Here is a 13,768-nt window from a genome sequence, read left to right as displayed (position 1 = left end):
GAATGATTGGAGACCAGTCGGACGAGCGGCCCCGATTACCATGCCCATTGAATCATCGCCCTTCGAGCCGGGCTGGCCGCCTCACATCTGGGGCGGCCAGTTATGGGCTTCGGCCTGGCAGTCCTTGCACCAGGCATAGAGCGCGTCGTAGATCACCAGGCCGTGAGCCAGCATCTCGTGGTCATCGGCGAAGTTGTGCGAGAGCCCCAGCGAGATGGCATAGAGGCCCGCCGATTGAGGGGTGAGATCGAGTCGCGACGTGTCGGCGCCGCGCACGATGGCTGCCAGCTTTCGCAAGGCAGGATCAACCAGGGCGTACTTCTTCAGGAAGGCATCGAAGCTGCATAACTCGCCGTCGTGGCTGAGTTCGACATTGGGTATGTCGTAGGGGGCCGCATCCTGCTCGGCAGCCACACGCAGTACCTCGGAAGCCGGCACATAGAGAAACTCCGGCTGCGGATCGATGAAACGCTGGATGAGCCAGGGGCAAGCGATACGGTCGATCTTCGGACGTTCACGGGTAACCCATTTCATGGAGCACCTCCCGCCTGCGTCTACAGGCTCCGGGTGGGCCGGCCGGCGTCACGCCAGCCGGAAAAACCATCGATCAGGTAGCGCGCATCGAGCCCCATGGCGTCCAGCGTGGCGGCGATACCCTGGCTGATTTCGTGGCCATGGGCGCAATAGAGCACCACGGGCCTGTCCCGTGGTACCGAATCCTTCCAGGTAAACACCGACTCGGGATCGAGCCAGCGCGCGTCAGGAATGGCCGCCGCGTCAGCCGCACGTACCGCTTCGCGGCGCACATCCAGCAGGGTGAATTTGCGTCCTGCCGCTTGCCACTCCATCAATTCGCAACTCGTGATCCGGCTCATTTCACACCTCTCAGGTACGCAACAGGTGCACCAGCAACCCCACCAGGGCACAGGCCAGCAGCACCGGGATGACGCCTCGCTTGAATCGGAACAGGGCAATCGCCGCTGCCACGGCGATCAGCGCCGACGGCCAATCGAAGCGACCGTCGAAGCCTTGTGGCCAGAGCACGTGGTAGCCGAAGAAGAGGGCCAGGTTGAGGACCACCCCCACCACCGCGGCGGTGATGCCGGTGAGCGGGGCAGTGAATTTCAGCTCGCCATGGGTGGATTCCACCAGCGGGCCGCCCGCGAGGATGAACAGGAATGACGGCAGGAACGTGAACCAGGTGACCAGGGTGGCGGCCACGGCGCCGGCCAGAAAGGCCTGGTCGGCGCCGAACATCGGATTCACGTAGGCGCCCACGAAGCCGACGAAGGCAACGACCATGATCAACGGACCCGGCGTGGTTTCCCCCAGCGCCAGGCCGTCGATCATTTGCGTCGGGGTGAGCCAGCCGTAGTGGCCCACCGCGCCTTGATAGACATAGGGCAACACCGCGTAGGCGCCACCGAAGGTAAGCAGCGCCGCCTTGGTGAAGAACCAGCCCATCTGGGTGAGCGTGCCGTGCCAACCGAAGACCGCCGTCAGCAGGCCCATGGGCAGCAGCCAGAGCACGCCGCCGATGACCGCCAGTGCCAGCAAACGAGGCCAGCGAAAGCGCGCATGCTCGGGCGTGGGCGTGTCGTCATCGATCAGCGCCGGCCCATAGGTGGCTTTCGCCGCAGCATGGCCACCGCCCAGCGCGAACTTGTCCGGGAAGAGGCGTCCACCCACGTAGCCGATCAGTGCCGCGCCCAGCACGATCAGGGGAAACGGAACATTCAGGGCGAAAATGGCGATGAAGGACGCCGCGGCGATACCCCACAACCAATTGTTCTTCAAGGCGCGCGAGCCAATGCGGTGGGCGGCCTGGACCACGATGGCGGTGACCGCCGGCTTGATGCCGTAGAACAATCCGGCTACCACCGGCACCTCACCAAAGGCGATGTAGACCCAGGACAGCGCGATGAGGATGAACAGCGACGGCAATACGAAGAGCGCGCCGGCAATGACACCTCCCCAGGTACGGTGCATCAGCCAGCCGATATAGGTCGCGAGCTGCTGGGCCTCAGGTCCCGGCAGCAACATGCAGTAGTTCAGGGCATGGAGAAAACGCCGCTCGCTGATCCAGCGCCTCCGTTCCACCAGCTCCTGGTGCATGATCGAAATCTGCCCGGCGGGCCCGCCGAAGCTGATGAAACCGAGCTTGAGCCAGAACAGGAAGGCCTGGAAGAGGCCTACATGACGGGCACCGGATGGCGACTGTTCGTCGGCGCGCATGGTGTTTTCACTCATCGTTTTTCTCTTCATTGGCAAAGGCAGTCAGCAGGCCATCGAAAATGGCGCTGGCGGCGGTCAGGAGCTGATCATCATCCGAGATGCTTTCCCGCAGGCCGGCCAGAACCCGCTCGATGCCCGCCGCCTCCAGCGGCTGAACACCGCCTACGTCCAGGTAGTGCACCAGGGCGGCGACTTTCCCCAGGGACGGTGCGTTCAGCTCGAAGCTGGCTTGCAGGGTCTCGAAGGTGACGCGGTTGCCGACGTGGCTGAAGGTGGCGCCATCGAAATCGAAACCGAGGGCATCCGCCGGGCAATCATGGGGTGAGTCCAGCCAGAGGATTCGAGCGCCGTCGTCGATGTAACGACGGATGAGCCAGGCGCTGGCCAGACGGTCGACCCACGGACGCTTTCGCGTGGCCCAGAGGCGGCCCTGGTAGTCCTGCCGCCTGAGAACGGGGATGGGCTGGTCATGGCTACAGGGCTCATCTGCCGACAGGGCACGGCTCAGGGCGGTTTCCAGGCCTTGCAGTGCCACGTCGACATCCTGACCGGCTCGACCCGGGAAAAAGTCGATGGCTGCAAGCTGGGTGAAGGACTTGCGCAGCTTGCGGATCTGCCTGGTAGAGGCCAGCGCATTCTCGGCTGTCAGCTGGCCGCGACAGACCTCGATCTCGGCGCGCAGCGCCGCATAGTCCTCGGCGCGATCGAACAGCGGGATGAAGCGCTCGCCCTGGGGATCATGGATGGGCAGCAGGTAGGCCGTGCCCTGGATCGAAAGGATGTCGCGCTCGATGGCGGCCAGCGCCGTGCGGCAGACATCGCTGTCTGGCAGCAGATACACCCCGTCTCGGAGCACCGCAGCACCACAGGCCTTCAGCGCCCGCCAGGCGCGCATGCGCGCAGTGGCATTGGCAGTGGGGAGGGTGAGGACGAGCGAGAGCCAATCTTTCATGTAGGATATCTAACAAAATTTGTCTCTTGCTCTACATTATTCCTTATCCAGGCTCAGGAAAAGCCCCGCCCGTCGAAGAGGCCTCGGCCACTCAGGGCGATTTCGTGTGGCTGTAGATGCCCGCCCTGCCCGAAAGACCAAGCAACGCGGGATGAGTCGCGTCGGCGGCGAATGCCTTTGGCGGACAGGCAGCGATGGAGCTAACAGGATGGACGGGCAGCGATACCCGTCCTGCGGATTCAGGGCGCGCCGAACATCATGGTCCAGTAGATACCGTTCTCGCTGCGGGTCTGCGAGGCGTAGGCGGCACCGACCTGGGTGAACCTGGGGTTCATCAGGTTGGCGCAATGGCCGGGGCTGGCCAGCCAGCTGTCCATGGCCGCGCGGGGTGAGCCCTGGCCGGCGGCGATGTTTTCGCCGACCTGCCGTCCCTTGAAGCCCGCCGCGCGGGCACGGTCGAAGGGCGAATCGCCGTCGGGGCCGTTGTGGGAGAAGTAGTCGCGGTTGGCCATGGAGCGGCTGTGCTGTTGGGCGGCCTTGCCCAACGCGGTGTTCCAGGTCAGGGCGCGGGCGGCGCCGAAGCGCTTGCTACCGCACTGGCGTGGCGTGGCCCGCGCGGCGTTGACCTGGGCCAGCAATGCCTGCCCGGCCGAGCGGGCATCCCCCAACTGGGCACTGGCCAGCGGCCGCGAGAGCACCAGACGCCATTGGTTGCCGCTGCGACTGATGCCGATATCGGAAACCTGGCTGTCGAGCAGCTCCGCGCAGTAATCGTCGCGAAGCATGTTGAAGGCCGCCCGCGCATCTCGCGCCCGCGACAGGCTGATGCTGCGCACCTCTGCGGCCTGATACCCGGCCTCACGCAACTTGCGCCGCATTTCACCCGAGTAGCCCACCGGCAAGGCCAGGTTCGATTTCAACACCAGCGGCGACGTGGCCTGGAAGCTGCGCCAACCGCAGCGCTGGTTATGAGTGCGGTAGTCGTTGATGGCCGCCAGCAGCTGACGCTCATCGCCGGCATGGGCCGGGTTGGCGAGCAGGGAAATCAGGGCGGCGGGGAACAGGGGGAGCAAGCGAAGGGTTCGGACGATTGGGCGCATGAATGGGCTTGTGGAGAAGGTTGATGGATCAGGCCGGTGTATGACTGCTGCGCGAAGAGCAGGTTCATGAGCGCAGGGGATATCTGTCACACGTCTGATGGGTGGCCGTGGGGCAGCTTCGCCACCCTTGGCGAATGAATTGGCTATATCTGCATTGCGTGTTGCAAGCACTTACATCGCCCGTAGGAGCTGGCTTGCCAGCGAATGGCCCCGTTTCGCTGGCAAGCCAGCTCCTACAAGGCTCTTGGCCCGATGGTAAATCTCTAGCAACAGCTAACGCAGACAGAGCCAATGAACTCGCCCCCACAGGGTGTGGGCCCTGACAGGGATTGCCCTGGATCAGCCCGCCGGCCGCCGCTTCTCCCCCGACCAACGGTGCCACCGTCCGCCCCTTTAGGTTGTGGGCTCTAGAGCCGGCGGACAATCCTCGCGGCGACCCATGCCTCCAACAAGAACAAGGCACGTGCAGTTCCATCCACTACTGCCCGATCGAACCAAGGGGTACGCCCCTGGGGAGGAGCCATGCGAATTCGTTGCTTTGTGCTCGGTTGTCATTGGACCGAGGGTTTTCGTACCGAAGTGGGCACTGTGCCCATGATCTGCCAGCGCTGCCTGCGCTGCGGTGCCCATCGCTACTTGAGCCTGCCGGAGGAGGAGGCAGAAACAGCCGGATGAATGGCGCAGGCAGCCGACGGGTAGCCATTTGACAGTACGCTGCGAGCCTCTAGCTTTAACCAGCGTTGCCGATGGCTTTCAAAGAGCCGCATTTCGGTTCAACCATCCTGGCAAGGGAGTGCTCCATGTCGCATCCGTCGTCCGCCAACCCCATCAAGGGCCTGGCCCTGCATTCCCTGATCTGGCTGGCCTGCGCCGGCATGGTCGCCGTCGGCCTGCCGGCCTGGCTGGCCTTTGCCGGTGGCTGGCTGGCCAGCCTGTTGCTGGTCTGGCTGCAACGGGAAGCACGCGTCCATGCAGCGCAGGCCAATGCGCAACCGGTGGTGGCGACGCCCGACTGGCAGCAAACGCAGGATGCGCTGGATGAGCAGCTCGGTACCCTGCAGGCCCATGCCGGGCAGGTCGATGGTCTGCTGCAGGATGCCATCGGTCGCCTCGGCGACAGCTTCCACGGCCTGGCCGCACGCATCGACCAGCAGCGTGCGCACTCCCACTCCCTGATCGAACGCTATGGCAACCAGCAAGGTGCCGATGACGGCATGAACTTCCAGGAGTTCATTGCCACCACCCGCAACACCCTTGGCCTGTTCGTCGAGGCCACGCTGGAAACCAGCCAGACCTCCCAGGATCTGGTCAAGCGCATGGACCGGGTGACGCAGAAGATCGCCGATATCCTGAAATCCACCCACGATATGGATGCCATCGCCAAGCAGACCAACCTGCTGGCGCTGAATGCCGCCATCGAGGCCGCCCGCGCCGGCGAGAGCGGCCGGGGTTTCGCCGTGGTGGCCGACGAGGTGCGGGCCCTGTCCACCCGCTCCACCGGATTTTCCGAACAGATTCGCGAGCATGTGGATGTGGTCTACCGCGAGATCCAGGATGCCGAGTCGGCCATTGCCCAACTGGCGGACAAGGACATGGGCATCGCCCTGGAATCCAAGCAGCAACTGCATCACATGCTGGAAGACCTGGAAGGCATGAACCGCCACACCCTCAAGGTGATCCAGGAGCTGGACCGAATCTCCCTGGAGGTGGGCGCGGGTGTCGACCAGGCCATTACCGCCCTGCAGTTCCAGGACATGAGCAGTCAGTTGATCGGGCAGATGCGCAAGCACTTCGCCAAGCTCGGCAGTTTCGCGACGGGTATCGGCGGGCTGCACGCGGTAGCGCCGGAGCACTGGGCGGAACGGGTCGAAGAGGAAACCGCCGAACTGAGGAAACCGGTCGCCAACCCCGTGAGCCAGAACAGTGTCAACGCGGGCGAGGTAGAGCTTTTCTGAGTCGATAGCCCTCAGCCATTTGCCGCTCATCCGCGCGACGAATGGCTGACGCCGGCGGCTGGACGCTCGATAGGCGCCCATCTACACCTAATCGTGGCCACTAGCCAGCAAACGGATGCAACACCTCGTAGGGACGAATTCATTCGCCAAGGGCGACGAAGGTGCCCCGACGGAAAGAACCAGAAAAAAGCGGCATGGAGAGCGGCACTGATGAGCAAGCAGATTCTGATAGTCGACGATTCGGCATCCATACGGCAGATGCTGAGCTTCACCCTCAAGGCCGCCGGGTACCTCGTGGACGAGGCGGTCGATGGCAAGGATGGCCTCGGCAAGGCACAGATCAAGAGCTACAACCTGGTGTTCACCGACCAGAACATGCCCAACATGGACGGGCTGAGCCTGATCCGCAGCCTGCGAGGGCTGCCCGGCTACCGCGCCACCCCCATCCTGATGCTGACCACCGAGTCCAGCGACACCATGAAGCAGCAAGGCAAGTCCGCCGGCGCCACTGGTTGGCTGGTCAAGCCCTTCGATCCGCCGAAACTGCTGGAAGTCACCCGCAAGGTCCTCCCCTGACCCCTGCACAAGGCGCTTCCCATGAGCGACGGGATGAATCAGTTCCTCCAGGTGTTCTTCGAGGAAACCGAAGAGCACCTGGCCAGCCTCGAACTGCTGCTGCTCGGTCTCGACCTGCAGCAGCCTGACGCCGAAGAGCTCAACGGCATCTTCCGCGCCGCCCATTCCATCAAGGGCTCGGCCGGCATGTTCGGTTTCGATGACCTGACCGCCGTGACCCACGAGCTGGAAACCCTGCTCGACCGCATCCGCAGCGGCCAGATGGCCCTGCACGCGGAGATGGTCGACCTCTTCCTGCAGGCCCGTGATGTGCTGATGCGCCTGCTGGACGCCCATCGCCAGCAGCGCCCGGACCCGAGCGTGCCGGTGGCGGAAACGGTCGCCCGCCTGCGCGAGTTGCTGAAGGCCGCACCGGCTCCCCGTGAGGAGGCGAGCTTCGGCTTCTTTGACGAAGCGCCGGAGGCGGAAGCCGGCGACGACTTCGGCTTCTTCGACGATGCGCCCGGTACGCCCGCCCAGGCCGAATCCAGCGACTTCGGTTTCTTCGATGACGCCCCCGGCGTGCCGGTCCAGGTCGCCGCCGAACCGCCCAAGCCAGTACCAGCGGCGATATCGGCCACCAGCAAACCGGCAGCCGCTGAGGGCGAATCCAGCTCTATCCGCGTCAGCGTCGAGAAGATCGACAGCCTGATCAATCTGGTGGGCGAGCTGGTCATCACCCAGGCCATGCTCGGCCAGCTCGGCGGCGCGCTGGACCCGAGCGCCCACGAACGTATTCACCAGGCCCTGGCGCAACTGGAACACAACACCCGCGACCTGCAGGAATCGGTGATGTCGATCCGCATGTTGCCCATCAGCTTCATCTTCAGCCGCTTCCCGCGCCTGGTGCGCGACACCTCGGCGCGGCTCGGCAAGCAGGTTGAGTTGGTGCTGCAGGGCGAGCACACCGAGCTGGACAAGGGCGTGATCGAGCGCCTCAGCGACCCGCTCACCCACATCGTGCGCAACAGCATCGACCACGGTATCGAGTTGCCCGAGGCGCGCCTGGCCGCCGGCAAGCCAGCCAGCGGCACGGTGCGTCTCGGCGCCTTTCATCAGGGCGGCAGCATAGTCGTCCAGATCAGCGATGACGGCCGTGGCCTGGACCGTGAGCGCATCCTCGCCAAGGCCCGCGAAAAGAACCTGGCGGTGCATGAGGGCATGAGCGACGCCGAAATCTGGCAACTGATTTTCATGCCCGGCTTCTCCACCGCCGAAGTGGTCACCAACCTCTCCGGGCGCGGCGTCGGCATGGACGTGGTCAAGCGCAACATCCAGTCCATGGGCGGGCGTATCGACATCGACTCGGCCGCGGGTCTGGGCACCCGCATCAACATTCGCCTGCCGCTGACCCTGGCCATTCTCGACGGCCTGATCGTCGCGGTGGCGCGCACCCACTACGTGATTCCGCTGACCTACATCGTCGAATCGCTGCAGCCCAAGGCGGCGGACATCCGTGGCCTGGGGGGCGAGGAAGGCGCGGTGATCCGCGTGCGTGGCGAGTACCTGCCGCTGCTCTCGCTGCACGACCTGTTGGGCGAATCCACCCCGCCGCTGCCGGCGGAGCAGTCCATCGTGGTCATCCTCGAAGCCGACGGGCGCCACTTCGCCCTGCTGGTGGATGACTTGGTTGGCCAGCAGCAGGTGGTGATCAAGAGCCTGGAACAGAACTTCCGCCGGATCGAAGGCATCGCCGGCGCCACCATCATGGGCGACGGCAGCGTCGCCCTGATCCTGGATATCGACGCCCTGCCGGGCCTGGCCCAACAACAAGGAGCGGTACTGCATGAACTCACCTAGTGCGGAACAGGCCGGACAGCCGGCCCAGGAGTACCTGACCTTCACCCTCGGTCGCGAGGAGTACGCCATCGACATACTCCGGGTGCAGGAAATTCGCGGCTATGACCAAGTGACCGCCATCGCCAACAGCCCGGCCTTCATCAAGGGTGTGATCAACCTGCGCGGCGCCATCGTTCCCATCGTCGACCTGCGCATCAAGTTCAACCTGGCCGACGTCACCTACGACCCGTTCACCGTGGTGATCATCCTCAACATCGGCCGGCGCATCGTCGGCGTGGTGGTGGACTCGGTGTCCGACGTGATCGCCCTGTCGGGTGAGGAGATCAAGCCACCGCCGGAGTTCGGCGCCAGTTTCGATACGGAATACCTGCTGGGCCTTGCCACCGCGGCCGAGCGGATGTTGATCCTGGTGGATATCGAGAAGCTGATGACCAGCCGCGAAATGGCCCTGGTCGAAGCAGCCGCAGCCTGACACGCAAGGGGATAATCCATGGGTCTGTTCAACGGAAAAGCACAAGCACAGCTTCGCGCGCAGCACATTGCCGGCCTGATCCAGGGCCTGGCCGACGGGAACCTCGACCAATCGATCGGCGCCGGCGACGACCCGATCTGGACGCCGGTCTACGACAGCCTCGCCCGCCTGCAGAAGGGTCTGCGCCAGCAACAGACGGAAACCACCCAGACCGAGGCGCTGGACAAGGCCCTGGTGGAAATGACCCGTCAGCATAGCGACGGCTGGATCGACGAAGTCATCCCGGTGGCACAGTTCAGCGGCACCCAGGCGCGCATCGCCAAAGGCATCAATGATCTGGTGGCCGCCCACATCGCGGTGAAGATGCAAGTGGTGCGCGTGGTCACCGCCTATGGCGATGGCGACTTCAGCCAGGACATGGACCGCCTGCCCGGCAAGAAGGCGCAGATCACCCAGGCCATCGACAAGGTCCGCGACCAGTTGAGCAGCGCTGCCCAGGCCGCCAGCGAGAACATCCGCATCAAGAGCGCCCTGGACAACTGCAGCACCAACGTGATGATCGCCGACGGCGAGCGCAACATCATCTACATGAACAAGACCGTCACCAGCATGCTGCAGAACGCCGAGGCCGACCTGCGCAAAGCCTTGCCGAGCTTCTCGGTGAGCAAGCTGCTGGGCGGCTCGATCGACCAGTTCCACAAGAACCCGGAACACCAGAAACGCCTGCTCGCCACCTTCACCAGCACCTTCCGTGCGCAGATCGAGGTTGGCGGGCGCACCTTCGGCCTGGTCGCCAACCCGGTCATCAGCGACAGCGGCGAGCGTCTCGGCTCGGTGGTGGAATGGGCCGACCGCACCCTAGAAGTGAACGTCGAGCGCGAAGTGGCCGGGCTGGTCGGTGCCGCCGCCAACGGCGACTTCTCCAAACGCATCAACGAAGAGGGCAAGACCGGCTTCATCCTCAACCTGGCGACCGGTCTCAACCAGTTGGTGGACACCGCCGACAAGGGTCTCAAGGACGTCTCGCGGATGCTCGGCGCCCTGGCCAAGGGTGATCTTTCGCAGAGCATCAGCGCCGACTACCAGGGCACCTTCGGCGAACTCAAGGACTACTCCAACGAAACCGCGCAGAGCCTGTCACGCATGCTCGGGCAGATCCGCGAAGCCGCCGACACCATCAACACCGCTGCCGGAGAAATCTCCAGCGGCAACGCCGAGCTGTCCACCCGCACCGAGCAACAGGCCTCCAGCCTGGAAGAAACCGCCTCCAGCATGGAGGAGCTGACCAGCACGGTGAAGCTCAACGCCGAGAACGCACGCCAGGCCAACTCCCTGGCGGTGAACGCCTCGGAAGTGGCCACCGAAGGCGGCAATGTGGTGCAGAAGGTGGTCAGCACCATGACCGCCATCAACGAGTCGGCGCGGAAAATCTCCGACATCATCGGGGTCATCGACGGGATCGCCTTCCAGACCAACATCCTCGCCCTCAACGCTGCGGTGGAAGCCGCCCGCGCCGGTGAGCAGGGGCGTGGCTTCGCCGTGGTGGCGGCCGAGGTACGCACCCTGGCACAGCGCTCGGCGGCGGCAGCCAAGGAGATCAAGACGCTGATTTCCGACTCGGTGAGCAAGGTGGAGAACGGCAACACCCTGGTGGCCCAGGCGGGCCAGACCATGAGCGACATCGTGATCGCCATCAAGCGGGTCACCGACATCATGGCGGAGATCGCCGCCGCGTCCGCCGAGCAGAGCCGTGGCATCGAGGAGGTCAACGGCGCGGTCAACCAGATGGACGAAATGACCCAGCAGAACGCCGCCCTGGTGGAAGAGGCCGCCGCGGCAGCCGAAGCCCTGCAGGAACAGGCCGGGCTGATGGCCCAGTCAGTGGCGGTGTTCAAGCTGGACCCGGCCCATGCCGGCCAGCCCGCCGCAGCCCTCGGGGCCACTCGGCACAAGTCGCCCGCGAGGCCGCAACGCGCGGCCGGCCGCGTCGGGCGAAGCAAGGAAGAGGAATGGGAGGAATTCTAGTCCCAGGCCATAACCCCGGCGCTTGCGCCGGGGCTTTCGAGGTGACGCGATGAACGCGCTGGTACTTGGCGAACACGAGTTCGGCTACAACGATCACGACTTCGAGCAGGTGCGCGAGCGGCTCTATCGCCGCGCGGGCATCAGCCTGGCCACCAGCAAGCAGCAGATGGTCTACAGCCGACTGGCACGTCGCCTGCGCCAACTGGAACTGCGCAACTTTTCCAGCTACCTCGCCTACCTCGACCAGCATCCCGAGGAATGGCAACCCTTCATCAACGCGCTGACCACCAACATCACCGCGTTCTTCCGCGAACGCCACCACTTCGACCAGCTCATCACCCTGGCGCGCGAACAGCAGCAACGAAGCCGGCCACTGCGTTTCTGGTCAGCCGCCTCCAGCACCGGCGAAGAGCCCTACTCCATGGCCATCGCCCTGCACCAGGCGCTGGGCGAGCGGGCCCAGGGCATGCAGATCATTGCTTCCGACATCGACACCGGCGTGCTGGAAATCGCACGCCGCGGCGTCTACCCACTGGAACGCATCGAGCAGTTGGACCCGGCATTGAAAAAGCGCTATTTCCAGCGCGGCACCGGAGCCAACACCGGCCTGGCGCGCGTAGTGCCGGAGCTGCGGCAGATGGTTGAGTTTCGCCGCATCAACCTGCTGGATGCCGACTGGCACCTCAGCGGCGGGCTGGACGCCATCTTCTGTCGCAACGTGATGATCTATTTCGACAAGCCCACCCAGGTGCGCCTGCTGGAACGCATGGTGCGCCTGCTCAGGTCCGACGGCCTGTTCTTCGCCGGTCATTCGGAAAGCTTCGTCCAGGCCAACCATGTGGTGAAGCTGGTCAGCCGCACCGTCTACCAGCCCGTGCCGGGAGTCCTGACATGAAAGGTGAAACCGCAGGCGCCATCGCCGCCACCCGCTATTTCGACCCGGACCACCAGTTGCCGGCCGTCAAGCTGCTGCCCGGCGAGTACTACGCCACCACTGAAGACCAGGTGCTGGTCTCGGTGCTTGGCAGCTGTGTGGCGGTCTGCCTGTTCGACCTGCAGCGCGGCATCGGCGGCATGAACCAGTTCCTGCTGCCCGAGCCCGGCCCCGGCAGCGGCAGCGGCCTGGCCAGCGCGTCCACGCATCATGGCGTGCGCATCATGGAGCAGCTCAGCGAGGAGCTGCTGCGCCAGGGCGCCCGCCGCCACCAGTTGGAAGCCAAGGTCTTCGGCGCCGGCAACCTGCCCAACGACCTGCTGCGGGTCGACACCACCCTGCGCACCGTGGAGTTCGTCCACAGCTACCTGGATACCGAAGGCATTCCCCTGCTGGCCGAAGACGTGATGGGCGCCGAGGCGCGCAAGGTCTACGTATTCCCTTCCAGCGGCAAAGTGCTGGTGAAGAAGCTGAAGAGCCTGCACAACGACACCATCCTGCAGCGCGAGCTGGAATACATCCTCTACCTCAAGCGTGGGGAAGCGCTGGGGCCCTACGACCTGTTCAAGGAGTGAACATTTGCCCATCAAGGTACTGGTGGTGGATGACTCGGCGCTTATCCGCAGCCTGCTCAGCGAGATCGTCCGTGCCGACCACGAACTGCAACTGGTGGGCGTGGCGCCCGACGCCTATGTGGCCCGCGACCTGATCAAGCAGCACTCGCCGGACGTCATCACCCTGGACGTGGAAATGCCGCGCATGGACGGCCTGACCTTCCTCGACAAACTGATGAAGGGCCGGCCGACGCCCGTGGTGATGATTTCCTCCCTCACCGAGCGCGGCTCCGAAGCCACCCTGCGGGCCCTGGAACTGGGCGCCATCGACTTCATCGCCAAGCCCAAGCTGGGCATCGCCGAAGGGATGCAGGCCTATGCCGAAGAGATTCGCGCCAAGCTCAAGGTAGCCGCACGCGCGCGGATGATCCGCCGCATCGCCGCGGAACGTCCGGCAGAGCGCGGCCTACCCATCGTCGGCACCGAGAAACTGATCGCCATCGGCGCCTCCACCGGCGGCACCGAGGCCATCAAGGAAGTGCTGCTGGGCCTGCCGGCGGACAGCCCCGGCGTGGTCATCACCCAGCACATGCCCGCGGGCTTCACCCGCTCGTTCGCCGCGCGCCTGGACAAGCTCTGCCGCATCAGCGTCAGCGAAGCCCGCGACGGCGACCGCATCCTCCCCGGCACCGCCCTCCTCGCCCCCGGCGGCCTGCACATGGAAGTGACCCGCTCCGGCGCCAACTATGTCGCGCGACTGTCGGACGCACCGCCGGTCAACGGCCACCGTCCGGCCGTGGATGTGATGTTCAACAGCGCCGCCCGCTGCGCCGGCCGCAACCTGATCGCCGCTCTGCTTACCGGCATGGGCAAGGACGGCGCCCGTGGCCTGTTGGAAATCCGCGAGTCCGGCGGCTACACCCTGGCCCAGGACGAGGCCAGCTGCGTCGTGTACGGCATGCCCCGGGAAGCGGCGGAAATCGGCGCGGCGGAAGAGGTGCTGCCGCTGGAGGAGATCGGCCCGGCGCTGCTGGCGCAGGCACGGCGCCGGGGCAGTGGGAACAGGGTGTGAGGGCCGAGGGTGGGTGCACGGACAGCTCCCTCTCCCTTCAGGGAGAGGGTTGGG

14 protein-coding genes are annotated in these 13,768 nt (G+C 64.9%); 9 read left to right on the top strand and 5 right to left on the bottom strand.

All coding sequences use genetic code 11. The features are described from left to right. Positions 1 to 81 precede the first annotated feature (81 nt). The 5 genes from FFS60_RS13275 to FFS60_RS13255 all read right to left on the bottom strand — a co-directional run bounded on the left by FFS60_RS13275 (position 82) and on the right by FFS60_RS13255 (position 4,287). Positions 82 to 534 carry a chromate resistance protein ChrB domain-containing protein gene (locus tag FFS60_RS13275; RefSeq protein WP_137822230.1) on the bottom strand — a complete coding sequence of 151 codons (453 nt, stop codon included), beginning with the start codon at positions 532 to 534 and terminating at the stop codon, positions 82 to 84. A 20-nt stretch (positions 535 to 554) separates the two neighbouring features. After that, complete coding sequence (locus FFS60_RS13270; protein ID WP_137822229.1) at positions 555 to 875, bottom strand: rhodanese-like domain-containing protein; 321 nt, start codon at positions 873 to 875, stop codon at positions 555 to 557. Positions 876 to 885: 10 nt separating this feature from the next. Then, a complete protein-coding gene (chrA, locus tag FFS60_RS13265) occupies positions 886 to 2,250 on the bottom strand; it encodes a chromate efflux transporter (protein WP_137822228.1) in 1,365 nt (454 codons plus the stop codon). Then, entirely contained in the window at positions 2,243 to 3,187 is a 945-nt protein-coding gene (locus tag FFS60_RS13260; protein WP_137822227.1) for a chromate resistance protein ChrB domain-containing protein, read from the bottom strand. Before FFS60_RS13260 ends, chrA begins: the two co-directional genes overlap by 8 nt. Positions 3,188 to 3,426: 239 nt before the next feature. Further along, positions 3,427 to 4,287, bottom strand: coding sequence for a CAP domain-containing protein (locus tag FFS60_RS13255; protein WP_028628129.1), 861 nt, complete (start codon positions 4,285 to 4,287; stop codon positions 3,427 to 3,429). A gap of 522 nt (positions 4,288 to 4,809) precedes the next feature. On the opposite strand from FFS60_RS13255, the gene FFS60_RS29245 reads away from it, so the two are divergent. The 9 genes from FFS60_RS29245 to FFS60_RS13215 all read left to right on the top strand — a co-directional run bounded on the left by FFS60_RS29245 (position 4,810) and on the right by FFS60_RS13215 (position 13,714). Then, a complete protein-coding gene (locus FFS60_RS29245) occupies positions 4,810 to 4,962 on the top strand; it encodes a PSPA7_2676 family Cys-rich small protein (RefSeq protein ID WP_305955950.1) in 153 nt (50 codons plus the stop codon). 71 nt (positions 4,963 to 5,033) lie between these two features. Then, a complete protein-coding gene (locus FFS60_RS29240; RefSeq protein ID WP_371926419.1) occupies positions 5,034 to 6,242 on the top strand; it encodes a methyl-accepting chemotaxis protein in 1,209 nt (402 codons plus the stop codon). A gap of 210 nt (positions 6,243 to 6,452) precedes the next feature. Continuing rightward, positions 6,453 to 6,818 carry a response regulator gene (locus tag FFS60_RS13245; RefSeq protein ID WP_137822225.1) on the top strand — a complete coding sequence of 122 codons (366 nt, stop codon included), beginning with the start codon at positions 6,453 to 6,455 and terminating at the stop codon, positions 6,816 to 6,818. A gap of 21 nt (positions 6,819 to 6,839) precedes the next feature. Then, positions 6,840 to 8,657 (top strand): chemotaxis protein CheA, encoded by a 1,818-nt coding sequence (locus FFS60_RS13240; RefSeq protein ID WP_137822224.1) that lies wholly within the window; start codon positions 6,840 to 6,842, stop codon positions 8,655 to 8,657. Beyond that, positions 8,644 to 9,129, top strand: a complete 486-nt coding sequence (locus FFS60_RS13235) for a chemotaxis protein CheW (protein WP_028628133.1) — start codon at positions 8,644 to 8,646, stop codon at positions 9,127 to 9,129. Before FFS60_RS13240 ends, FFS60_RS13235 begins: the two co-directional genes overlap by 14 nt. 18 nt (positions 9,130 to 9,147) lie before the next feature. Beyond that, a complete protein-coding gene (locus FFS60_RS13230) occupies positions 9,148 to 11,154 on the top strand; it encodes a methyl-accepting chemotaxis protein (RefSeq protein WP_137822223.1) in 2,007 nt (668 codons plus the stop codon). A gap of 49 nt (positions 11,155 to 11,203) precedes the next feature. Continuing rightward, a complete protein-coding gene (locus FFS60_RS13225; RefSeq protein WP_137822222.1) occupies positions 11,204 to 12,049 on the top strand; it encodes a CheR family methyltransferase in 846 nt (281 codons plus the stop codon). Next, complete coding sequence (locus FFS60_RS13220) at positions 12,046 to 12,663, top strand: chemotaxis protein CheD (RefSeq protein WP_137822221.1); 618 nt, start codon at positions 12,046 to 12,048, stop codon at positions 12,661 to 12,663. Before FFS60_RS13225 ends, FFS60_RS13220 begins: the two co-directional genes overlap by 4 nt. A gap of 4 nt (positions 12,664 to 12,667) precedes the next feature. Then, positions 12,668 to 13,714, top strand: a complete 1,047-nt coding sequence (locus tag FFS60_RS13215) for a chemotaxis response regulator protein-glutamate methylesterase (RefSeq protein ID WP_137822220.1) — start codon at positions 12,668 to 12,670, stop codon at positions 13,712 to 13,714. Positions 13,715 to 13,768: the final 54 nt, after the last annotated feature.

Source organism: Pseudomonas sp. D(2018) (genome assembly GCF_005502555.1).
In the GTDB taxonomy this organism is placed as follows: domain Bacteria; phylum Pseudomonadota; class Gammaproteobacteria; order Pseudomonadales; family Pseudomonadaceae; genus Metapseudomonas; species Metapseudomonas resinovorans.
This window is presented reverse-complemented; position numbering and strand designations above follow the sequence as displayed.